The organism is Kitasatospora sp. NPDC087271 (genome assembly GCF_044744605.1).
GTDB lineage: Bacteria > Actinomycetota > Actinomycetes > Streptomycetales > Streptomycetaceae > Kitasatospora.
Genome location: NZ_JBIUYQ010000040.1, coordinates 24,253 through 45,125 on the forward strand (window position 1 = coordinate 24,253; position 20,873 = coordinate 45,125).

Here is a 20,873-nt window from a genome sequence, read left to right on the forward strand (position 1 = left end):
CGGGCACGATGGGCGCGACAGGCATGACGGGCACGACGGGCACGACGGGCACGACGGGCACGACGGGCACTATCTGGGCCGGCGCCGTCTCTACCTACGGCGCTTCCTGCGCAACCGGATCGCCGTCGCCGGCGTGGTGATCTTCCTGCTGCTCGTGCTGTTCAGCGCGCTCGGCGACCTGTTCACCCCGTACGGCTACGCGGACGCCGACTTCTCGGCACTGACCCAGGCCCCCAGCGCCGAGCACTGGTTCGGCACCAACCAGGGCGGCAACGACGTCTACGCCGCCGCCGTGCACGGCCTCCAGCGCTCGCTGGTGATCGCGGTGAGCGTGTCCGTGCTGACCGTCGCCATCGCCGCGGTCGTGGGCGCGGGCGCGGCCTACTTCGGGGGCCGGGTGGAGAAGACCACCCTCGCCGTCATCCACTTCCTGCTGATCGTGCCCTCCTTCCTCATCCTCGCCCTGGTCTCGCACCGGCTGGCGGGCGACTGGCGGGTCCTCATCCTCGTGCTGACGGTGTTCGGCTGGATGTCCACCGCGCGCGTGGTCTGGTCGGTGTCCACGTCCCTGCGCGAGCGCGACTACGTGCGCGCCGCGGAGTACATGGGCGTGCGCCCCCTGCGCATCGTGGTGCGCCACATCATCCCGAACCTGGGCTCCCTGCTCATCGTCAACCTCACCCTGGGCGTGGTCTCCACCGTGCTCAGCGAGACCGCCCTGTCCTTCCTGGGCTTCGGCGTGCAGACCCCGGACGTGTCGCTGGGCACGATGCTCGCCGACGGCGCGGGCACCATCACCAGCGCCCCGTGGCTCTTCGCCTTCCCCGCCGGGCTGACCGTCCTGCTCACCGTCTCGATGACCTTCGTCGGCGACGGCCTGCGCGACGCCCTCGACCCCACGTCCACCACCGGCGCGGCAGGAGGCCGACGATGACCCTCGCACCCGCCCACCACACCGGGCCCGTGGCCGGCTCCCCGGCCGGGCCCACCGAGCCCGCACCCGTCCTGTCCGTACGCGACCTGAGCGTCTCCTTCCCCTCCGAGGCCGGACCGGTGGAGGCCGTGCGCGGCATCGGCTTCGATCTGCTGCCAGGGCGCACCCTGGGCATCGTCGGCGAGTCCGGCTCCGGCAAGTCCGCCACCGCCCTCGCCGTCATGGGCCTGCTGCCGCCCACCGCGCGCCTCGGCGGCCGGATCCTGCTGGGCGGCCGCGACCTGGCGGCGATGGACGACAAGGGCCTCTCCCGGGTGCGCGGCAAGGACATCGGCATGGTCTTCCAGGACCCGATGTCCGCGCTCACGCCCATCTTCAGCGTCGGTCGGCTGCTCTCCCAGGCCCTGCGCGTGCACCGGGAACTGTCGAAGAAGGACGCGTGGGAGCAGGCGGTGGAACTGCTCGACCTGGTCGGCATCCCCGACCCGCGCGAACGCGCCAAGTCGTTCCCGCACGAGTTCTCCGGCGGCATGCGCCAACGCGTCGTCATCGCCCTGGCCATCGCCAACAAGCCCTCGGTCCTCGTCGCCGACGAGCCCACCACGGCGCTCGACGTCACCGTCCAGGCGCAGATCCTCGACGTGCTGCGCCTGGCCCAGCGCGAGACCGGCGCCGGCCTCGTCCTGATCACCCACGACCTGGGCGTGGTGGCGGGCCACGCCGACGACGTCGCCGTCATGTACGCCGGACGGATCGTCGAGCACGCGAGCGTCGACGAGCTCTTCCGCCGCCCCACGATGCCCTACACCGCCCGGCTGCTGGCCAGTGTCCCCACCGTGGACAGCGGCGTCGAACGGCCCCTGATCCCGGTCGGCGGCGAGCCGCCCTCCCTGGTCGGCCTGCCCGGCGGCTGCCCCTTCGCGCCCCGCTGCGCGGTGGCCCAGGACGTGTGCCGGACCACCGAACCGGACTTGACCGCACTGGACCTGACCGCACCGGACCTGACCGCACCGGACTCGACCGCACCGGACTCGACCGCACCGGTCGGGCAGCGCGGCCGCGTCGCCTGCCACCGCGCGCGGGAGATCGCCGACGGAACCCTCGACCCGGCCGGGCGCGCCGCTGCCGTGCCGCCGTCCCGCGCCGGAGAGCGGACCGCGGGCGAGGTGGTCCTGCGCGTGGAGGACCTGGTCAAGACCTTCCCCGTCACCAAGGGGGCCCTCCTCAAGCGCCGGGTGGGAACCCTGCACGCGGTCAACCACGTCAGCTTCGAACTGCGCGCGGGCGAGACCCTGGGCCTGGTGGGGGAGTCCGGCAGCGGCAAGACCACCACGCTGCGCGAGGTGCTGCGGCTGCGCGCCCCCGAGGGCGGTCGCATCGAAGTGGCCGGCACCGACGTCGCCACGCTGCGGTCGGCCGCCCAGGTGCGCGAGCTGCGGCGCGACGTCCAGATCGTCCTCCAGGACCCGACGGACGCCCTGGACCCCCGCCTGACCGTCTTCGACCTGCTGGCCGAACCGCTCCAGGCCGCCGGTGCCGACCGGACGGCCATCCGGTCCCGGGTCACCCGTCTCCTGGACCTGGTGGGCCTGGACCGCGCCATGGGCGACCGCTTCCCCGCCGCCCTGTCCGGCGGCCAGCGCCAGCGCGTCGGCATCGCCCGCGCCCTGGCCCGCGAGCCGAAACTCCTGGTCCTGGACGAACCGCTGTCCGCGCTGGACGTCTCCGTGCAGGCCGAGATCATCAACCTGCTCGCCCGGCTGAAGCGCGAACTGGGCCTGGCATACCTGGTGGTGGCCCACGACCTGGCCGTGGTGCGCTACGTCTCCGACCGCATCGCGGTGATGTACCTCGGGCACATCGTCGAGTCCGGTGCCACCGAGGAGATCTTCGCCCGACCCCGGCACCCGTACACCCAGGCCCTGCTGTCGGCGATCCCGGTGCCCGACCCGGAGCGCGAGCGCCACCGCGAGCGCGTCGTCCTCGCGGGCGAGCAGCCCAGTGCCACCCGGCTGCCGGAGGGCTGTGTGTTCGTCGACCGCTGCCCGCTGTACCGGGAGGCCGACGAGAGCGTACGGACCCGCTGCCGCACCGAGCGGCCGGCGACCGTCGGCGCCCCGGACGGCTCCGACCACCAGTACGCCTGCCACGCGGTCTGACACCCGCCCCGTCCCACCCCCTTCTCACCGATTCCCACCAAGGACAACCCATGCGCCGGAAGCTCGCCCTGCCCCTCGCGCTCGCCGCGGCCGTCTTGGTCGCCGCCACCGCGTGCTCCTCCCCGTCCTCCTCCTCGTCTGCCTCCGGCGGATCCCCCGGCGGATCCCCCGGCGGATCCCCCGGCGGATCCTCCGGGCCGAACGCCGAGAACGCCGCCAAGGTCGCGTCCTCGGTCACCGACTACAACCCCCAGCCGTACGAGAACATCAAGGACGGCGGCACCTACACCACCGCGGGGACCTTCGACGAGCAGGGCAACCCCTTCAACGTCAACGGCACCCTGAACTCCTCGCGGATCTGGTCCTGGTACAACGCCCACGCCATCACCTACTCGCCCACCGGCGAGGTCCAGTACAACCCGGACTACTACAGCGACGTGAAGGTCTCGGTCGAGGGCGGCGACCAGAAGGTCGTCATCACCCTCAACCCCAAGGCCGTCTTCAACGACGGCACCCCCATCGACTGGCGGGCCATCGAAGCCACCTGGAAGGCCAACAACGGCTCGGACAAGGACTACGCGGCCTCCTCCACCGACGGCTACGACCGCATCACCTCCGTCACCCGGGGCGCCGACGACAAGCAGGCGGTCATCACCTTCAAGGGCGTCAACGCCTCCTGGTCCGCGCTGTTCACCACCTTCCTGCACCCCCAGGCCGCCACCGTCGACAACTTCAACAAGGCGTACGTCAAGACGGCCCACCCCGAATGGGGCACCGGACCGTACACCGTGGGCACCTGGGACGAGCACTCCGGCAACATCACCTTCGTGCGCAACCCCAACTGGTGGGGCCGGCCGGGCAAGCTCGACAAGCGCGTCTACGTCAACCTGGAGAGCGCCGCCTCGATCAACGCCTTCAAGAACGGCGAACTCGACTACGCCCCCGTCGGGACCGCGGAGAACCTCAAGCAGGTGAGGACGGTCAAGGACGCCGAGATCCGCAGCGGCGGCAGCCCCTTCGAGTACGCGCTGTACCTCAACGCCAAGTCCCCGTTCCTCGGTGACGTCCAGGTCCGCAAGGCGGTGCAGGAGAGCATCGACCGTCCGCAGATCACGAAGATCCGGTTCCAGGGCCTCGACTACACGGAGCCGCTGCCCGGCTCGGCGGTGCTCTACAGCTTCCAGCAGGGCTACCAGGACAACGTCGCCGCTGTCCTGAAGTACGACCCGCAGGAGGCGCGGAAGACCCTGGACGCGGCCGGCTGGAAGCCCGGAGCCGACGGCATCCGCGCCAAGGACGGCAAGCAACTCGAGCTCGGCTACACCGTGCTCGGCGACGACCCCATCGAGAAGGCCACCGCCGGCGCGCTCACCGCGATGCTCAAGGCCGTCGGCGTGAAGGTGAACGTCAACAAGGTCTCCGAGAACGACTTCTCCAAGGTGCTCAGCGACCGCCGCTTCGACCTGTTCATCTCCGGCAACCGCTCGACGGACCCCTTCGGCGCGCGGTACCTGTGCGACTTCTACTGCTCGGACCGTGACTCCAACATCACCGGAGCCGGAACTCCCGAGCTGGACAAGGAGATCCGCGCCACCGGCGAGATCGCCGACCTCGGCCAGCAGGTCGCGGCCGTCAACAAGGTCGAGCAGAAGGCCCTCCAGCAGTACGCCTTCCTGCCGCTCTACAGCGGCCCCTCCACCTACGGCATCAGGAAGGGCCTCGCCAACGTCGGTGCCACCATCTTCTACAGCCCGCTGCCCGAGACCATCGGCTGGCAGAAGTAGCACCGGCGTTCCGGCGCCCCTGCGGGGCCCGCTCGTGAGCAGCACCACTTGACGAGCGGGGCCGAGGACGCCGCGGCCCAGCAGCTCGCCGCCGCCCCCGGGCGCTCCAGCCCGGGGGCCGTCGCGCCTCAACATCGGCCGCGCGCCTCCGGGAGGACGGCGCCGGGGGTGTGGAGCAGTGGCCGGGTGTCCGTCCCGCGTGCTGGAGAAGAGGGGATCTGCACCACGGGGGACGGGGGAGCGGGTACGGGCGGGGGCCGGGACCGAGCGCGGCGCGCGCGGCCCGTCCGTGGGCGCGGGACGGGGTGCGGGTGCAGGTGCGGGTGTGCAGGGAACGCTCCGCCGGCCGGCGCGAGGTGTGGACCGGCCCGCGGAGGAGGGTGATCAGGCCTGCGAGCGGCGGCGCGAGGCGACGACCGCGCCGGCGCCCAGCACGACGGCCGCGCCTGCGGCGGCGCCGAGCTGCCCGAGCGGGGCGGTCGAGCCGGTGGCGGCCAGCGAGCCACCGGCGGCGCTCCGGCCGTCCGTGGTCGCGGTGGTCGTCGTCGCGGTGGTCGTCGTGCCGCCGGCGGCCGAGACGGGGGCGACCGTGGCGTCGGGGGTCACGGTGGTGACCGCCCGGGTGGTACCGGAGCCGCTCCGCGAGGTCTCCGTAGCGGTCTCGGCAGTGGTCTTCGCGGCGGCCTGGTCCTTGGCCCGGGCGGTGAACTGGCCCTCCTTCAGGAAGGCCCGGACCTCCGCGATGCCGCCGTCGAGCGCGGCGAGGCCGGCCTTGCGGACCTCGGGCCCCCCGGCCTCGACGAGCTGCGAGACGTGGATCCGGTCGTCGCTCGCCCGCAGCGGCTCCAGCTGCGTCTTCAGGAAGTTCTCGACGTCCGCCGCGCTGCCGGCGAGCGCCTTCTCGGCCGCCTCCCGGACGTGGCGGCCGGTGCCCGCGTCGGCGAGGACGTCCTGGACCTTGGCGCGGTTCTCGTCCTCCGCCCGGGCGACGTACTGGCCGGTCTTCAGGAAGGCGCGGACGTCCTCGATGGTGCCGGACATCGCGGCGTTGGCGGCCTTCTTCACCGCCGGGCCGCCGTGGGACATGATCTGGCTGAGCAGGACCCGGTCGTCGTGCTCGGCGGCCGTCTTCAGCCCCGTGTCGAGGAAGCGCTCGACATCCGCGGCGGTTCCCGCCAGCGCCTGCTGGGCGCCCTCGCGCACACCCGGTCCGCTGTTCGGGTCGTCGAGGAGGTGCTGCAGCTTGGCGCGGTTCTCGTCCTCGGTCCGGGCCGTGTACTGGCCGACGTTCAGGTAGGCGCGGAACACGTCGAGGTCGTTCGAGCCGAACACGGCGTTGGCGGCCTTCGTGACGGCCGGGCCGGCGGCGTTCATGGTCCGCAGGATCGCGATCCGCGCGTCGTCCCGGCGGATCCTGTCCGCCTCCACCGCGAGGAAGTGCGCCCGGTCCGCGGGGGTGCCGGCGAGGGCCTGGCCCGCGTGCTCGCGCAGGTAGTCGCTCGGAGCCGTGAGCAGGTAGTCGTTCGGGTAGACGAGCAGCCTCTCGATCGCCGCCCGGTTCTCCTCGTCCGCCTTGGTCTCGGCCGGGTCGGTCTGCTCCTGCCCCGTCGGGACGGTGTCGGCGAACGCCGGGGCGGCGCCCAGGGCGACGGGCGCGGCGGCTGCGGCGAGGAGGACGGCAGCGAGCGAATGACGGATCTTCAACGGTCCCCCGGGATCTGCAACGCGGATGAGCCAGTCGCGGCCTCGCGACGGTCGGCCGAGTGATCGTATAGCAACGGTACCCCCCGCTGGCGAACACATTTCCGTCACGTCCCACGCTTCGGCTTCGTCGCGCACCGCCTGGTCACACCAGCCGGGAGAGCTGCCCGGCGTCCCCGTCCCCACCCGTTCGGGACGCCGTCCCGGTCCGCGCCGTCCACACCCCGGGCCCGGTACACCTGCCGCCCGCTCCGCACCGGCCCGGTCGGTGCGGAGCGGGCGGGGCGGGCCGGCGGGATCTCAGCGCAGTCGACTGAACCAGCGCACGACGGCGGCGGTGCCGACGACGTTGGAGCCGAGGTGTCTGGAACCCGCGAAGTCGGGGGTGCCGAGGTCGACGACCGCCGCGTTCACGCCGTGCGATCGCAGCGTGGCCTCGCAGTGGTCGGTGTTGGCGTTGGCCGCCTGCTCGTCCGCGTCGGCCGCGTACAAGCGGACCGGGACGCGTGGTGCCCAGTCGCAGGTGCTGTCGGCTACCCGAAGTGCCTTGGCCAGTCGGCCGGTTGGGTGGCGCAGCATCTCGAAGCCGTGTGGGGTGAGCAGTGCGTCGATGGTGTCGGGTGTGCCGGCGAAGAGTTGCGGGCCGGTGTGTGAACCGTCGAACAGCACCTCGACCGTGCTGTCGTACGGGGCCTGGAAGACCTCGCCGGGGGAGTCGTAGAGACGGTGCAGCCGGTTCCAGGCGACGAGGAGGTACGCCGAGTACAGCACACTTGATTTCGGGTCGAGAGAGCCGTCGAGCAGCGCCGGCAGCTCGGCGTGCCGGAAGTCGTAGGCGCCGCTGACCGGCGCGACGGCTTGGAGCCGGAACCACCGGTCGTCGCCGGCCTGGAGTGCCCGTGCGAGTCCCATAGCCGCCGAGGCGCCCTGGGAGAACCCGGTGACCAGCACGTCGTGTCCCAGCGCCCGGCCCGTACGCGGGACGAAGGCGCGGGCTGCCCGGAGCATGTCCAGGGAGGCGGTGGTCTCCGAGGGCACGTCCATCCAGGGGTGGAGTCCCGGGCCGGCGCCCAGCCCGATGTAGTCCGGGGCGACGGCGGCGAACCCGGCGGACGCGTACGTGACGGCGGGTGAGGACACGAACCCGGCCTCGGCCGTGGAGGACGGGGCGTCGGACCGGTGACTGGTCGTGCCGTGGGTGAATGACACCGTCCGCAACTCGTGTTCGCCGCCGCGGGGCAGCACCAGCAGTCCGCTGGCGGTGATCGGCCGGCCGCTGGGGTCCACGGTGCGGTACACCAGCCGGTAGGCGTCCACTCCGAACCGGACTGCACCCGCGTCATACCCGGCGGCGGCCAGCGCGGCGGTGACGTCCTCCTTCGCGGCCAGGGTGGTCGTCTGCTGAACGGAAACCAGCCGTCCGCGATCGCTTCGATGCACCGTGTCCGCCGAGGCGGCTCCCGTCGTCACAGCCGCGGTAGCCAGCACGGCCAGGACTGTTCCGACGTTCCGCCGGCCAAGCACGGGCCGTAGCGTGCCTGCTAAGTAGGTGGATTCCATATCGCCGACGCTACGTACGGTCACCCTCGTGCCACAGCCCGGCCAGCGGGTGTATCCGTCCTGTGGCTAGCCCTACCGCGACACCGAAGAACTCGACCGGGAGGCCCACGCCCGCTTCGACCGCCCCGTCGACGAACTCTTCGGACCGAAATCGCGCTGACAGTCCTGTTGTGGACATGTCTCCATGTCCGACCCCGGACAGTCCGGTGGGCGACAGCCGGAACATCTTCCGGCGCCGTCGGCGAGCGGAAAAGCTGGTGATCGCCGCCAGGGAGAACACCCCGGGACGGCAACCGGACGAGGCGCCAACCGCGAGGCGCCTGCCGGTACCGGACAGCCACACCATCAGCAGCGAAGGACACCCGCCGTGATCCGCACCCGTATCGCCCAGGCCCTCGTGGTCGCCGCCATCGCCCTCACCGCCATCGCCTTCGCGCCCTCCGCCGCCACGGCCTCGGCCCCGGTCGGTGCCCCCGTTCCTACCGTGACCCTCGACAGCTTCGGCTGGGGCGGCTGAGCCGGCCGTGGAGATCGTCTACGCCGGCCTGATCCCCCGACAGCCCGGCGAAGGCGTCCGGCCGAGCGGCGAGGCCGAGCCGAGCGACCCGAAGGCGGCCCGACGCCCCGCGCACCACCGGGGAGGTGCCGTCAACCTCGCCCGCCGGGAACGGAGGCGAGGCGGCCGAGCATCGCCATCACGGTGATCCGCGCGTCCTTGTCGTTCGTCACCGCACAGTGGGCATCGACGCCTCGCTCGTCCGGTGCTTCATCCGGCTCGGTCAGGCCCACCCGGACCAGGTCGACGGCGTACTCGCGGCACCGGGAGTAGTCCGCTACGGCGCGCACCGCCTCGACGTGGTCGATGCGGCCGGGATCCGCAGCGCGCAGCAGCGCGGGGGTGGGCAGCGGGCCCAGCACCTCCCCGATCCACCCCGCGACGGTCTCCCGGGGGCAGCCCCGCTCCAACCGCGAAGCGCTCGCCGCGGCGAGCGCCAGGTGAATGAGGAGCGACCCGAACCAGCTGGCGGCCTCTGCCGGAGGCGTGTCCGTGCCCGCCGGCGGCATCACGGCGCGGTACAGCGCAGCCGGGTCATCGGCGTGTGCGGCGGCGGCGACTGCCTTCACGGCGCTGCCGAGGGCAGCCTGGTCGATGGTCACGTCGGTGCTTCTTTCCATAGTCGGCAGCCGTCAACTTACCGCTCCGGCACGGTCGAAGGACCGTCAACCGCACCATTGTGTGGAATCGGCTCCGTCAAGCAGCGGTCGTCATCCGGTGGCTGTCGTGATCTGCTGTGCGGCTGCTGCTCGTGCAGCGGCCTCTTCCACCTGGCGTCGGCCGGATTCACCTCGGCTCCGGATGAATGCGCGCCGACGACGTGGCGCGTCGCTGCTCCGGTTCCGGAACTCCTCGACCGCGACGCTGTCGGACAGCCGCCATCGGCTGGTGCGGCCTGATGCTTCGGGGACGTCGGTGAGGCTGTCGAGTTGCTCGGCGCTTCGGTGCAGTTCGAACCCCCGGTGGCCGTGGCCGTCGCGGGTCCAGCACGGACCTCCCGGACCGCACTCTCGGGGACGGGCGGTCACGTTGACGATCGGCAACAGCGTCGCGGTGGTTGGGAGGCCGGTCTGACGCGGCGTAGGCCCCGCCGGCGGTGCGCAGCGGCCTTCGGCCCGGGCCCTGGCCGAAGACCGCCGGGTGCTACTGGGCGCTATCGGGGTCGGTGCGGCCGGTGCGGCCGGTCGCCGGGTTCCTGGGTGGGGAACTGTTGGCCCGCGCCCGGAAGGGCGGGCGCCGGATAGTTCGACACCTCGTACTTGGCCAGTTCGAGCTGCTCGGCGGTCGGGGGCAGCGCCGGGGCCTTGCACACGCCGCCGTTGAACTGGAAGGCCGAGGTGAGGTCCCCGAAGGCGTTGCGACGCCAGTCGGTGACGGTGGCCGACCGGACTCCGGTGAACCGTTCCAGGAACTGCAGCACCGAGGTGTGGTCGAAGGCCTCGCCGGCGACCCAGCCGCCCACCGTCCAGGGCGAGATGATGATGCACGGCACCCGGAAGCCGCCGCCGATCGGCAGACCGCCGACGAACTCGCCCGGCGTCGCGGCCGGGGGCACCGGTGGCGGCACGTGGTCGAACAGCCCGTCGTTCTCGTCGTAGTTGAGGATGAACACCGTCTTCGCCCAGACCTCGGGGTTCGAGGCGACCGCCTCGATCTTGGAGGCGACGTAGTCGGCACCGGCGGCGGGCAGGTAGTCCGGGTGCTCGGACTGGTAGCCGGTCGGCAGGATCCAGGAGACGGCGGGCAGCCGGTTGTTGCGCGCGTCGTCCTCGAAGGTGCCGGCCGGCCGGGCCGTCATGCCCTTGCGGTGCAGCGCGCTGCCGGGCGCGGCCTGCTGGAAGCTCTTGAAGAGCGAGAGCATGTTGGTGCCGTAGTTGTCGGCTTCCTGGTAGACCTGCCAGCTGACGCCGGCCGCCTCCAACTGTTCGGGGTAGGTCTTCCAGGTCAGCGGCTCGGGCGCCGAGTTGCTGATGATCGGGCCGCCCTGGCCGCCGTCGGCTCCGATCGAACCCGTCATCCAGTACAGCCGGTTGGGCCAGGTCGGTCCCTGGACCGAGCAGAAGTAGTTGTCGCAGATGGTGAACGACTCGGCCAGGGCGAACTGGAAGGGGATGTCCTCCCGGGTGTAGTACCCCATCACGTACGGGCCGTTGACGCCGTCGGCGGACCGGTGCGCGGACAGCCACCGGTCCATCTTCCCGCCGTTCCAGGCCCGGTGCTGCACCGACCAGGAGTGGCTGGTGGACGGGATCGCCTGCGCGCTCGTGGTGAGGGTGTCCAGGTGGAACGGCAGCAGGTAGCCGTCCGGGTTGACGCTGTCGGGCTGGTAGAACACCGAGCGCCCGTCGTCCAGCCGCAGCGCGTTCGGGTCCGCGAAGCCGCGGACACCGGCCAGCGTGCCGAAGTAGTGGTCGAAGGACCGGTTCTCCTGCATCAGCAGGACCACGTGCCGGACGTCCCGCAGCGAACCGGCCTTCGGTACCCCCGCCGCTACCGCTCGTTGGACACTCGGTGGCAGCAGGCTCATCGCCGCTGCCGCTCCCATCGCGCCGGCCGCCGATCCCAGCAGCCTCCGTCGGGTTATTCCGGACATCAGCCCCACCCTCTCCGTCGCGCCGGTGCGCGTGCGGGATGTCACCGCACCGGACCACCTGTGGCCTTCCCCCGGGAGCTTCGAGGCAGTGGAGACGGCGGATGAACAGCAAAGGAAATGTCAGGTACCCGCCAGGCGCTGCGGGCGCCCCCGCACCACACTGCTGACGGCCCTGAAGGGACGCCCGAACGCCGGGCGGGGGGCGGTCCGTACGCTGTTCGAAGCCGGGCCTCCGGGGCACGGTCACCACGGTGACCTTCCACCAGAGGCCGGCAAAGTCGGGTGGTGACCGCAGATTCCCGATCATTCGCCCGTTGTTCAGGGAACAACGTGGACCACCGCTCACCGGGTTGCCGAGGCCCTGGTGCGCGGGGTGGCGGCCGGGCAAGCTAGTTTGTCCGGGTGAGTCTCCTCGATGATGTGGCTGAGCGCGACGGCTGGCGATGCTGGGTGTGCGACGAACCGGTCGACCCCGACAAGTCGGTGAACGACCCCAGGGGGCCCAGCGTTGACAGCCGGACCGCCGACCGGAAGGCCAAGGTCGCCGAGCGGCTCGCGCACCGCGGGTGCAACACCCGCAAGGGCGCGGTCAAGGTGGTCATCGCCTGGCCGGACCGCCTGTACGTGGCCGAACCCGCGCCGCTGATCACCGTTGCCGCGAGGCTGGAGCGCAAGGGGGGCCGCGAGATGGTGGGCCGTTGTCCGACCAGGCAGGACGCCCAGGAAGCGGCGGATTGGCTGGTGGACCGGTTCTCCCGACTGGCACCGGGGCTGCCGGTGACCGCCGACATCGAGCCGGGCGGCGGCCAGTTCCTCGTCATCCTGGCCACCGGCCGCCGCTGACCGGGGACCACCAGCGCACACTCGCGTCGAGCCGAACCGTCGACCCACGTCGACCCGCCCTGACAAAGGCTGAGCCACGGGCGCGTGACGGGCTGCGACTGCTCGACCGGCGGTCGACCCAACCGAGCGAGCCACCCCCGCGCGTGCGGGGCCGACGCGCCACCGTGCGCTGCCAACGGCCGAACGATCTTGTCGCTGGCCTCCAGTAGTCGGCCGCGTCGTCAGCTGGCGGGGATCAGGATGTCCACGAGCGGGCGGGTCCGGTTGATCGCGCAAGGTGAATTTCGACCTCAGGACAGTTTCGCTTCGGGGGCGAAGGCCGGCAGCTTCTCGAGACTGCTGCGCACGGCCTCGGCGCCGTACTCGAACATCTGCCGCTCGTAGTCGTCGACCGCACTGAGCAGATCCTGGCGGCCTTCGCGTGCCTCGATCAGGCAGCGGCGCAGCAGGTCGGCGTCGCGCAGTGCGGTGTTCGCGCCGTTGCCGCCGGTCGGGGAGGTGGCGTGGATCGCGTCGCCGAGCAGCGTGACCGGGCCGGACGCCCAGCGCTCACCGGGCCTGACCACCCGGATGGACAGCAGGGTGCTGTTGTCCGGGTCGGCCTGCTCGATCAGCGTGCGTAGCCGCGGGTGCCACCCTTCCATCCTGGACAGCACGGTGTCCTGCGCGGTCAGGTTCTCCGGTGAGCCGTTCGGCGGCAGGATCATGGCCCAGCGCACGTAGTCGCCGATGTCGGGCAGCGTGACTTCGGGGGCCAGTTGCTCGGCGGCCTGCTTCGGCGGGGTACGGAAGCGCATCGCGCCGAGCAGCAGGCTGACGCCGTCGCCCGCGATCTTCGAGCCGTATGCCTTGGACAGGCCGGCGAACTCGTCGGTCAGCGGGGTGCGGCCGATGACGAACCGGACGCCGGTGTCGGTCGGGGTGGTCTGCGGCGACAGCACCCCGCGGACCGCGGAGGTGACGCCGTCCGCGCCGACGAGCAGGTCGGCGGTGGCCGAGTCGCGGCGGGCGAACTGGGCTTGGACATTGCCGTCGGCCAGCACGTCGTAGCCGGTCAGCGCGGCATCGGTGTGCACGGTGAGGCCGGTCAGCAACAGGTGTCGCAGCACCTGCCGGTCGACCACGATGCCGGTCCGGCCCGCGCCGAGCCTGCCGATCTCGTTCAGCTGCGGGTCCAGGATCAGCTGCTCGGCGGAGGCGTCCATGACGATCTCGTCCAGCAGCGGGTGCCAGCGCGTCGGCAGGCAGTCGCGCACCGCCTGGAAACCGATCGGGTCCAGCACGAGCCGGTAGCCCTGGAATCGTGCGGCGATCCCCGGGTCGCGCTCGAACACGTCGGCCTCGATCCCGGCACCGCGCAGACCCTGCGCGAGGGCCAGGCCTCCCAGGCCTGCTCCGACAACGGAAACTCGCATCGCATACCTCCGGAACATCGGCACGAACTTAGTTCGTTTCGGCGATCTAAGTTCTACTCACCGAACTTAGATCGCGTCAAGGTATGGTGGTCGGCATGTCCGCCGATCCCCGCCAACGCCGCGCAGCTCGCCACGCCCAACCCGCAGCGGAGGTCGCCGCGTCGGCGCCACGCAAGAAGCCGATCACCGTCGAACGGATCACCGACGCCGCCCTGGAGGTCGTCGCCACCGAGGGGTATGACGCGCTGACCATCCGCCGGGTCGCCGCCGTGCTCGGCACCGGTCCGTCGTCGCTGTACGCGCACATCGTCAACAAGGACGACATCGACGACCTGCTGATCGGCAGGCTCTACGCCGAGGTCATGCTCCCCGAACCGGACCCGGCCGCCTGGCGCGAGCAGCTGCTCGGGGTGTACACACAGATCCGCGACCTGTACCTGGAATACCCTGGAATCTCGCGCGCCGCGCTGGCCATGGTGCCGACCAACCTGGAAACGCTGCGAGTCGGCGAAGGAATCCTGGCGATCCTGCTCGCGGGCGGCATCGAACCGAGGACGGCCGGATGGGCCCGCGACGCGCTCTCCCTCTACGTCAGCGCCTATGCACTGGAGCAGTCGCTGGTCCGGCAACGGCGCCGGCACCAGGATCACGAATGGGTGCTCAGCCACGAGGAGTTGCTGGACCGCTTCACCGCACTGCCCGCCGAGAAGTTCCCGCACACTCGACGCCATGCCGCCGAGCTGATCTCCGGCACCGGACACGACCGCTTCGAGTTCGTCCTCGGCCTGCTCATGAACAATCTGCGGCCCACATCCGGTTGACCCGCGGCGTGCGGTGGCCACATGGCGCCGAGACGATCACAAGGCACGTGGAGAAGAAGTCCCTGGCCATCCACTCCCAGCTGATCAACTGCACCGCCTCCGAGGTCGCTGCGATGATCGAGGGCACGATGCGGCACGGCACCACCATGGACGTGGAGGCCAACTACACGGACTCGCACGGCCATTTAGTTACCTGGACACCTTGGCCCTCGTTGAGGGGCGGGGGCGGCCGGTCGTGCCGTCAGGTGCGATGGCTCCGGGGGCTTCCGTGCGGGTACAGCAGCAGCGTCACGAGGACGGCTCGACCTTGGTCCAGCTGGTCGACGAGGACGGTGTGCCGGTCGAGGTCGTTGCGGGGTTCCTACGGTTCCTCGGCGCCCGGGACTGCTCGCCGAACACGCTCGTCTCGTACGCCTACGACCTTCGGCACCTGTGGCGCTTCTTCGCAAGCAAGGATCTGAGCTGGGAGCGGTTCGGGCCGCCGGACGCGATCGCGCTGCTGGAGTACCTGCGGTCGGTGCCGTCCCGCGGGCCGCGCCGCCGCATGACGCTGTCGGTGGTCACGATGGACGCCGAGGGCCCGGCCACCAAGCTCGTGGCGAGCACCGTGAACCGGATCCTGGCCGCGGTGTCCTCGTTCTACGAGTACGTGATCCTGGCGGGGCTGCTGGAGCGCGCCAACCCGATCGAGAAGCGCCCGGGCCCTGCGCTGCAGCGTGTCTCCGACCGCCACCGCCCGTTCATGGGACGGGCCAGCCGGCAGCGCCCCGTACGGTGGGCTGTGCGTGTCAAGACCGTTCAGCGGGTACCGCGCCCCCTGGACGACGACCAGGTCCAGTTGCTGCTCGCGCAACTGCGTGGGTTGCGCGACAGGGCGATCGTGCTGCTGATGCTCCACGGTGGTCTGCGGCCTGGCGAAGTCCTCGGCCTGCACCTGGACGTCCTGGCCTACGGACGGCGCCGAGTGGTCGTCCGGCACCGTGACGATCATCCCAAGGGCGTCCGGTCAAAGTCCCGGTTCGAGCGGGTCGTCGACCTGCACGAGGCGGAGACCCTGGCCACGGTCAGCGCCTACGTGATGAACGAGCGCCCGCAGGACGCCGACAGCCGGCTCGTGTTCCTGATCGGCGGCCGCGGCACCCGGCGCCTGGAAGCTCTCGGCTACGACGGGCTGGTGCGGATGTTCTCCCGGGCCTGCGCCCGCGCCGGGATCCGCGAGCCCTGGGTGACGCCCCATCAATGGCGCCACATTGTCTCTGCTTAGCTCCCGTGTGGCGATTACTGACCTCGGCGTTTCAAGGTGATGGCGGTGGGAGGTCGAGGGAGAGTCCGGTTCCGCTGAGGAAGCCGTCGAGGATGTCGGAGCGGTACTGCAGTCGTTTGAGGCGGTTGCGGACGAGGGCTTCGAGCCGGTCGAGGGCGACACTGGCGAGGTTCGCCAGACTTCGTTTGACGTGGGCCCACAGGTACTCGACCGCGTTCAGCTCGGGTGCGTATGCGGGCAGCACGAACACCGTCAGCCAGTCCCGCGCGTCGATCAGGTCGCGCATGGCGTGGGAGACGTGGGTGTTCAGCCGGTCCCACACCAGCACGATCGGCGCCTTGACCAACTGATGGACCCCGTCGATCAGCCCGATGTAGTCGCGCTCGGACAGGCTGCGGCGTTCACCCTTGCGCCCGGTGTGGCGCCGCAGCCTGTGGCACAAGCGGGTCCGCGAGCCCGGGCGCATCGCGATCAGCCCGGCGATGGAGATCCTCCCCGAGCGGCTGCCGCTCACCTTCACGACCGGGGTGATGCCGCGACGTCCCCAGGTGCGTCCTTTGGGCGGCCTGCGGGTGAACCCGGCTTCGTCCTCGAAGCAGAGCCAGCCGTCGCAGGCCGCCCGGGCGCTTTTACCTCCGCCCAGGTCGCCTCCCTCCACGCGGCCACGACCTGCTCGTCGCGTTCAGCGGCCCGGCGCGCGGGAACCTGCGGGGTGAAGCCGAGCCGACGCATCAGCCGGGTGGCCCCCGAGACGCTGTAGGACACGTGGAACCTGCGGCCGATCAGCGTCGCCACCCGCGCACCGGTCCACACCTGGTCCTCGTCCCAGCCGTGCACGGCCGGCCCCTGCCCGAGGTATTCGGCCAGCTTCTCCCGGCACCGCGCCGACAGCTTGCACCGCCGCCCACCCGGTCCCCGTGAAGCCAGCGCCCCGACCCCGTCCTCCCGCCAGGCCCGGTGCCACTGGTAGGCCGATTTCGCGGTCACCCGCAGCCTGCGGGCAACCTCCCTCGGCGGGACACCTTCGTCGAACAACGCGGCGGCCTCCAGCCGCACCGCCTCTCGACACTGACGTGCCTTCGCCGTCAGCCCGCCCCCATCCGCATAGCGCATACCAACGGCATAGCGCACAAATGACTGTCAGTCAGCTACACAAACAGGCCAATCACCTTGAAGCGCCGAGGGCAGTATCGCGCCCCGGCGGGGCCCAGGCCGAACTGCTGGCCGAGGTCAACAAGTACGAGAGCGAGCGCAACCTGGACCTGGTCCTGGCCGAGTTCCGCAACTACCAGCAGGGCATCCTGCCCGCCGGCCCAGGCGCCCGCAGCCTCACCGAGTTCTTCGCCAGCGTCGACGAGAAGCTCGAACCGCCGCAGCAGCGGCGCCGCGGACCCGGCGCAGTGACAGGGACGTGCTGAACCTGCTGACCAAGCGCGCCAAGACCCTGCACATCGGCCCGGCGAACTTCTGCTGGTTCACCGACCCCTCCCGCGCACTCTGCCTCAAACTCGCCGGAACCCCCACCGCCGACCGGCCACTGATCGGGATGTGTGACTCCGCCCGCTGCCCGCAGGCCACCCACCACCCCTGCCACCGGCCCGTCTGGACCGAACACGCCGAACGCGCGAAGACGTTCCTCGGCGACCTGGGCAAGACCCGCAAGACCGAACACGCCCGCCTGCGAAGCGACTACGACCGGGCCCTTCGAGTCGTCGCCGAGATCGACGCAGCCGCCACCGACCCATCCGACAAGGACTCCGCATGAGGATCACCGCAGTCCAGCGCGCCGAGAACGAGAACCGCATCCGGGCCGCCATGGACCGGCTCCTGCGCGGCGAGATCCCCACCGGCGGCCGATGCGACATCAAGACCCTGGCCAGCGAGGCAGCCGTCGACCGCACCTCGTTCTACGGCACCCGCCCCTACGCTCACCTCCGCGTCGATTTCGAACAACGCCTGCGGGCCCTCCAAGATGCCGGCGACATCCCCGACCCCCGCGAAGCCCAGATCGCCCGCCTCAAGGCAGAGAACGCCAAGCTCAAAGCCCGGATTGCCCCGTCTGAGGAGACGATCGACGAGCTCACCGACTTCCGCTCCCAGTCCCTGGCTCGCCTCGCCGCGCAACACGAAGAGATCGTCCGGCTCCGCGAAGCCTCCGCTGGAACCACCCAAGTCAGGCGGCTTCCAGCACCACGAACCACGGTGATCGGGTCCTGCAGCTGAAATGCCCGCCCTGGACCGAGGCCGCCCGCACCGTCGATCACCCAGCTGCCAGTTCGCCCGCACCGCTGCCGGATCCGGACTCCAGGTATCGACGCAGAGCTTCCCGCCCTCCCGGAACGAAGCACCATTGATCAATCACGTCGCGCAGTTCGTCCAACGTCAGCCAGTCCAGCCAGCCGATCTCACCCGGGTCCGGGACCAGGGGTTCCGCCACGACAGCCTCATGCACCCCAAACCACACGGGGCTAATCCCCAGCCGGCAAAGGAACTTGAACATGAAGCGCACGGGCACACGAACGCCCAGCTCTTCGGACAGTTCCCGGGCCGCGGCTTCCTCATACGACTCGCCCACGTTCACGGCGCCACCGACCATCACGTCGTAGTAGCCCGGGAACCGGGACATCGTCTCGGACCGCCGCAGCACCAAGATCCGCCCTGCCTGATCACGGCAGATCGTCGTTGCAATGCGATGCGGCCAGTTCTCGCGCACCGCCTCGTCTCGCTCGACTATCCCCAACACGCGGTCATCCTCATCGACATGCTCAACCAGTTCACTCACGGAGGCACGATCTCAGCCCCCACTGACAACACGGCCCCACGAGCACCAGCAGCGAGTGATCCGCATCACAGGAAACCCCGTGGAAAGCAACACGCCCGACGATCTGCGTCGCGAATGCGGCCTCGACACCTGGCCTGCTCAATCGCGACACGAGGTCATCCGCACACGGCCTCTGCGGACACACGTCACACCCACGCGACCCGCATGTGGGAGGGCGGAATGCGAGAGTTGACGCTGCAGAAGCGACTCGGTCACGCCTCGCCGGAGTCGACGCGTCTTTACACCCGGGTCTCCGACCCTGCCGTCGTCGCCGACTACCACCGGGCCCTGGACACCCCGGGCAAGCCGCGGGAGGCCACTTCATGAGGGGTGGCCCGATCTCCACTGCGGCCATGGCTGCCAGCCCGGACCTGGTCCGCCGACAGAGCCCCCAACACTGCCCCGACCATGAGTACGTGCGATTCGTCCGCGCTCAGGACGGCTTCAACCACCACTACCTCAACGCCAAACTCCGCTTCTACCGGGCCTTTCGCGAACGGTGGCCGGACCTGTCCGCGTGGTTCGCTGAGCCGCTGGCCGACCGGGTGGGCCGACTGCCCGGCGAGTCCTTCCACTCCCCGTCGTTTCCCGCCTCGCACAAGGCCCGGCCCTACCTCACCTACCTCGGCCTGCGCGGATATGCGACGTTCGACTACCCGTGGATGTTCGCTGTCGGCCAGTTGCATGTTCACGACCAGGCCACGCTCGCCGGGATCGACCTGGGCACCACAGCGCTGGTCGAGGAGGCGATCGCCCTCGGCTACAGCGGACCGGCGGCAAAGCAGGCGATGCACTGGTCGGTGGCCCGGATCGTGCTCCGCAACGGCCTGACCGACGTCGCCGACATCACCGGCGAGCACATCGCCGAGGTCCTCGAAGCCATCCGGCTCTTCCCGAAGAATCCAGAGTTCGGGGCCTTCTACCCCTCAGCCGAGCAGTTCTACGAGGGCCCGGCCAGGTGCTGGATCACGCACCTGCACCAGCTGGAGGTGGTGCTCTTCCACCGAGGCCAGGTCGCCGTCCAGCCACGCAAGCTGATGCCGTCGTGGAAACCGCCCCTGGCCCTGCCTCCCCGGATGCAGGCCGTCGCGGAGAAGTGGCTCGCGGCCCGCAGACTGACCGACGCACCCTCGACGGTGGAGAAGCTGGAGCTCGCGGTCCGGGTCTTCGGGCAGTGGCTCGGCGAACAGCACCCCGACATCACGACCTTCGCCGACGTCAGACGTCAGCACTGCCTGGACTGGATCGGACACATCGCCGAGGCCCCGGCCCCGACCACGGGCAAACCGCTGGGCGTCATGTCACGGATCCAGCGGATCTCCGGGCTGTCGCAGTTCTTCCGTGACACCGCGCTCTGGCAGTACGACGACGTGCCAGGCCACACCATCATCGGCGCCGGCGACGCACCGAAGTACACCGAGAAGGTGCCGCGGTTCATCCCCGACCAGGACCTCGACCGGCTGATGCCCGCCATCGACGCGATCGCCTGCCCGTTCCAGCGAGCCGCCCTGCTGGTCGCCCGCTGGTCCGGAGCCCGCCGCACCGAGATCCAGCGCCTGCCGCTGGACTGCCTGGACCGCTACCCCGACGGAACCCCGCGGCTCCGCCTGTCCGGCCGCAAAACCTACCAAGAGCGCGTCGTTCCGCTGCACGAGGACGCCGCCGAGGCCCTGCAGAAGGTCATCGACCTGCGCAGACACGCACCGGAGCAGCCGTTCACCGACGAGCGGACCGGCGAGGAGATCCGCTACCTGTTCATGAGCCACGGCAAGCTGCTGTCGACGTACTACCTGTTCGAGACCCCGATCCAGGCCGCCTGCAAGACCGCCGGCCTCGTCCGCCCCGGCGGCCGTGGCGGCACCGGCCGCGGCACCGTCTCGGCCCACCGCTTCCGCCACACCGTCGGCACCCAGCTCGCCGAACGCGGCGCGAAACTCCACACCATCATGAAGGTCCTCGGGCACACCTCCGTGAACATGGCCCTCGTCTACGCGCAGATCAGCGACCAGGAAGTCCTGCGCGACTACCAGGCCGTGCTCGGCCCCGGCGCCACCATCGCTGGCCCTGCCGCCGACGAACTGCGCAACGGCACGTTGCCGGATGCGTCGGTCGACTGGCTCAAGACCAACTTCTTCAAGACCGAACTCGAACTCGGCCGCTGCCTCCGGCTCCCCGCCGAAGGCCCCTGCGAATGCGACCTCTACCTGACCTGCGCAAAGTTCGTCACCACGCCCGAGTACGCACCACGACTGCGGGCACGGCGCGAGGTCGAGCTGACCCTCGCCCGCGACGCGGCCGAACGCGGCTGGGACCGCGAGGTCGAACGCCACCGCTGCACCAGCGAACGCATCGAAAGACTCCTGGCCGACCTCAGTCAGCCGGTCAACGCGGAAGCAGAGGAGGACGGCTCCAGTGCGTGATT

General features: G+C 70.6%; 19 protein-coding genes and 2 pseudogenes. 13 read left to right on the forward strand and 8 right to left on the reverse strand.

Translation table 11 applies throughout. The annotated features are described in order from the left end of the window. Nucleotides 1-73 precede the first annotated feature (73 nt). From ACIO9K_RS36200 to ACIO9K_RS36210, 3 genes are read left to right on the forward strand one after another with little or no spacing between them, the layout of a single operon-like run. On the forward strand, nt 74-934 hold the full coding sequence (locus ACIO9K_RS36200) for an ABC transporter permease (protein ID WP_400336145.1): 861 nt from the start codon (nt 74-76) through the stop codon (nt 932-934). After that, nucleotides 931-3,093 (forward strand): dipeptide ABC transporter ATP-binding protein, encoded by a 2,163-nt coding sequence (locus tag ACIO9K_RS36205; protein WP_400336103.1) that lies wholly within the window; start codon nt 931-933, stop codon nt 3,091-3,093. The genes ACIO9K_RS36200 and ACIO9K_RS36205 overlap by 4 nt, the downstream gene beginning before the upstream one ends. Nucleotides 3,094-3,143: 50 nt before the next feature. Beyond that, a complete protein-coding gene (locus ACIO9K_RS36210) occupies nt 3,144-4,877 on the forward strand; it encodes an ABC transporter family substrate-binding protein (protein WP_400336105.1) in 1,734 nt (577 codons plus the stop codon). Between the two features lie 384 nt (nt 4,878-5,261). Here the strand turns inward: ACIO9K_RS36210 and ACIO9K_RS36215 are convergent, their stop codons facing one another. Both ACIO9K_RS36215 and ACIO9K_RS36220 read right to left on the reverse strand, forming a co-directional pair. Beyond that, nucleotides 5,262-6,581 carry an ALF repeat-containing protein gene (locus ACIO9K_RS36215; protein ID WP_400336107.1) on the reverse strand — a complete coding sequence of 440 codons (1,320 nt, stop codon included), beginning with the start codon at nt 6,579-6,581 and terminating at the stop codon, nt 5,262-5,264. 297 nt (nt 6,582-6,878) lie between these two features. Beyond that, complete coding sequence (locus ACIO9K_RS36220; RefSeq protein WP_400336109.1) at nt 6,879-8,018, reverse strand: alpha/beta hydrolase family protein; 1,140 nt, start codon at nt 8,016-8,018, stop codon at nt 6,879-6,881. A 487-nt stretch (nt 8,019-8,505) separates the two neighbouring features. Between ACIO9K_RS36220 and ACIO9K_RS36225 the strand changes: the two genes are divergently transcribed. After that, the gene (locus tag ACIO9K_RS36225) at nt 8,506-8,655 is read left to right on the forward strand and encodes a hypothetical protein (RefSeq protein WP_363623781.1); all 150 of its coding nucleotides are present in this window, start codon (nt 8,506-8,508) and stop codon (nt 8,653-8,655) included. A 131-nt stretch (nt 8,656-8,786) separates the two neighbouring features. On the opposite strand, the gene ACIO9K_RS36230 is transcribed toward ACIO9K_RS36225, so the two are convergent. Both ACIO9K_RS36230 and ACIO9K_RS36235 read right to left on the reverse strand, forming a co-directional pair. Next, entirely contained in the window at nt 8,787-9,296 is a 510-nt protein-coding gene (locus ACIO9K_RS36230; protein ID WP_363623780.1) for a hypothetical protein, read from the reverse strand. 551 nt (nt 9,297-9,847) lie between these two features. Continuing rightward, nucleotides 9,848-11,287 (reverse strand): alkaline phosphatase family protein, encoded by a 1,440-nt coding sequence (locus ACIO9K_RS36235; RefSeq protein ID WP_400336111.1) that lies wholly within the window; start codon nt 11,285-11,287, stop codon nt 9,848-9,850. 402 nt (nt 11,288-11,689) lie between these two features. On the opposite strand from ACIO9K_RS36235, the gene ACIO9K_RS36240 reads away from it, so the two are divergent. Beyond that, nucleotides 11,690-12,130, forward strand: coding sequence for a hypothetical protein (locus ACIO9K_RS36240; RefSeq protein ID WP_363623778.1), 441 nt, complete (start codon nt 11,690-11,692; stop codon nt 12,128-12,130). A gap of 290 nt (nt 12,131-12,420) precedes the next feature. Here the strand turns inward: ACIO9K_RS36240 and ACIO9K_RS36245 are convergent, their stop codons facing one another. Further along, nucleotides 12,421-13,545 carry an FAD-dependent oxidoreductase gene (locus ACIO9K_RS36245; protein WP_400336113.1) on the reverse strand — a complete coding sequence of 375 codons (1,125 nt, stop codon included), beginning with the start codon at nt 13,543-13,545 and terminating at the stop codon, nt 12,421-12,423. 95 nt (nt 13,546-13,640) lie between these two features. Between ACIO9K_RS36245 and ACIO9K_RS36250 the strand changes: the two genes are divergently transcribed. From ACIO9K_RS36250 to ACIO9K_RS36260, 3 genes and pseudogenes are all read left to right on the forward strand, one after another. After that, nucleotides 13,641-14,366: a TetR/AcrR family transcriptional regulator gene (locus ACIO9K_RS36250; RefSeq protein ID WP_400336115.1), complete on the forward strand. Its 726-nt coding sequence runs from the start codon at nt 13,641-13,643 to the stop codon at nt 14,364-14,366. Nucleotides 14,367-14,374: 8 nt separating this feature from the next. Beyond that, nucleotides 14,375-14,536, forward strand: a pseudogene (locus ACIO9K_RS36255) (Tn3 family transposase); the annotation flags it as partial. Nucleotides 14,537-14,634: 98 nt separating this feature from the next. After that, nucleotides 14,635-15,630 carry a tyrosine-type recombinase/integrase gene (locus tag ACIO9K_RS36260; protein ID WP_400336117.1) on the forward strand — a complete coding sequence of 332 codons (996 nt, stop codon included), beginning with the start codon at nt 14,635-14,637 and terminating at the stop codon, nt 15,628-15,630. Between the two features lie 31 nt (nt 15,631-15,661). Here ACIO9K_RS36260 and ACIO9K_RS36265 read toward each other — a convergent pair. Both ACIO9K_RS36265 and ACIO9K_RS36270 read right to left on the reverse strand, forming a co-directional pair. Continuing rightward, nucleotides 15,662-16,171: pseudogene (locus tag ACIO9K_RS36265) on the reverse strand (transposase); the annotation flags it as partial. Further along, the gene (locus tag ACIO9K_RS36270) at nt 16,147-16,743 is read right to left on the reverse strand and encodes a winged helix-turn-helix domain-containing protein (RefSeq protein ID WP_400336119.1); all 597 of its coding nucleotides are present in this window, start codon (nt 16,741-16,743) and stop codon (nt 16,147-16,149) included. The pseudogene ACIO9K_RS36265 and the gene ACIO9K_RS36270, both read right to left, overlap by 25 nt. A gap of 20 nt (nt 16,744-16,763) precedes the next feature. On the opposite strand from ACIO9K_RS36270, the gene ACIO9K_RS36275 reads away from it, so the two are divergent. The 3 genes from ACIO9K_RS36275 to ACIO9K_RS36285 are packed head-to-tail and all read left to right on the forward strand — an operon-like array spanning nt 16,764 to nt 17,853. Next, the gene (locus ACIO9K_RS36275; RefSeq protein WP_400336121.1) at nt 16,764-17,048 is read left to right on the forward strand and encodes a hypothetical protein; all 285 of its coding nucleotides are present in this window, start codon (nt 16,764-16,766) and stop codon (nt 17,046-17,048) included. Beyond that, nucleotides 17,042-17,395: a hypothetical protein gene (locus ACIO9K_RS36280; protein ID WP_400336123.1), complete on the forward strand. Its 354-nt coding sequence runs from the start codon at nt 17,042-17,044 to the stop codon at nt 17,393-17,395. Before ACIO9K_RS36275 ends, ACIO9K_RS36280 begins: the two co-directional genes overlap by 7 nt. Then, nucleotides 17,392-17,853: a hypothetical protein gene (locus ACIO9K_RS36285; protein ID WP_400336125.1), complete on the forward strand. Its 462-nt coding sequence runs from the start codon at nt 17,392-17,394 to the stop codon at nt 17,851-17,853. Before ACIO9K_RS36280 ends, ACIO9K_RS36285 begins: the two co-directional genes overlap by 4 nt. 37 nt (nt 17,854-17,890) lie before the next feature. Here the strand turns inward: ACIO9K_RS36285 and ACIO9K_RS36290 are convergent, their stop codons facing one another. Beyond that, a complete protein-coding gene (locus ACIO9K_RS36290; protein WP_400336127.1) occupies nt 17,891-18,412 on the reverse strand; it encodes an NUDIX hydrolase in 522 nt (173 codons plus the stop codon). 114 nt (nt 18,413-18,526) lie between these two features. On the opposite strand from ACIO9K_RS36290, the gene ACIO9K_RS36295 reads away from it, so the two are divergent. Next, a complete protein-coding gene (locus tag ACIO9K_RS36295; protein ID WP_400336129.1) occupies nt 18,527-18,778 on the forward strand; it encodes a tyrosine-type recombinase/integrase in 252 nt (83 codons plus the stop codon). Between the two features lie 26 nt (nt 18,779-18,804). Continuing rightward, a complete protein-coding gene (locus tag ACIO9K_RS36300) occupies nt 18,805-20,871 on the forward strand; it encodes a tyrosine-type recombinase/integrase (RefSeq protein WP_400336131.1) in 2,067 nt (688 codons plus the stop codon). The last annotated feature ends 2 nt before the right edge of the window (nt 20,872-20,873 follow it).

Coding starts and splice junctions, on each gene's coding strand:
- ACIO9K_RS36205 (WP_400336103.1), top strand. CDS start 931: ATGACCCTCGCACCCGCCCACCACACCGGGCCCGTGGCCGGCTCCCCG.
- ACIO9K_RS36210 (WP_400336105.1), top strand. CDS start 3,144: ATGCGCCGGAAGCTCGCCCTGCCCCTCGCGCTCGCCGCGGCCGTCTTG.
- ACIO9K_RS36235 (WP_400336111.1), bottom strand. CDS start 11,287: ATGTCCGGAATAACCCGACGGAGGCTGCTGGGATCGGCGGCCGGCGCG.
- ACIO9K_RS36245 (WP_400336113.1), bottom strand. CDS start 13,545: ATGCGAGTTTCCGTTGTCGGAGCAGGCCTGGGAGGCCTGGCCCTCGCG.
- ACIO9K_RS36250 (WP_400336115.1), top strand. CDS start 13,641: ATGTCCGCCGATCCCCGCCAACGCCGCGCAGCTCGCCACGCCCAACCC.
- ACIO9K_RS36270 (WP_400336119.1), bottom strand. CDS start 16,743: ATGCGCTATGCGGATGGGGGCGGGCTGACGGCGAAGGCACGTCAGTGT.
- ACIO9K_RS36275 (WP_400336121.1), top strand. CDS start 16,764: ATGACTGTCAGTCAGCTACACAAACAGGCCAATCACCTTGAAGCGCCG.
- ACIO9K_RS36285 (WP_400336125.1), top strand. CDS start 17,392: ATGAGGATCACCGCAGTCCAGCGCGCCGAGAACGAGAACCGCATCCGG.
- ACIO9K_RS36295 (WP_400336129.1), top strand. CDS start 18,527: ATGCGGCCTCGACACCTGGCCTGCTCAATCGCGACACGAGGTCATCCG.
- ACIO9K_RS36300 (WP_400336131.1), top strand. CDS start 18,805: ATGGCTGCCAGCCCGGACCTGGTCCGCCGACAGAGCCCCCAACACTGC.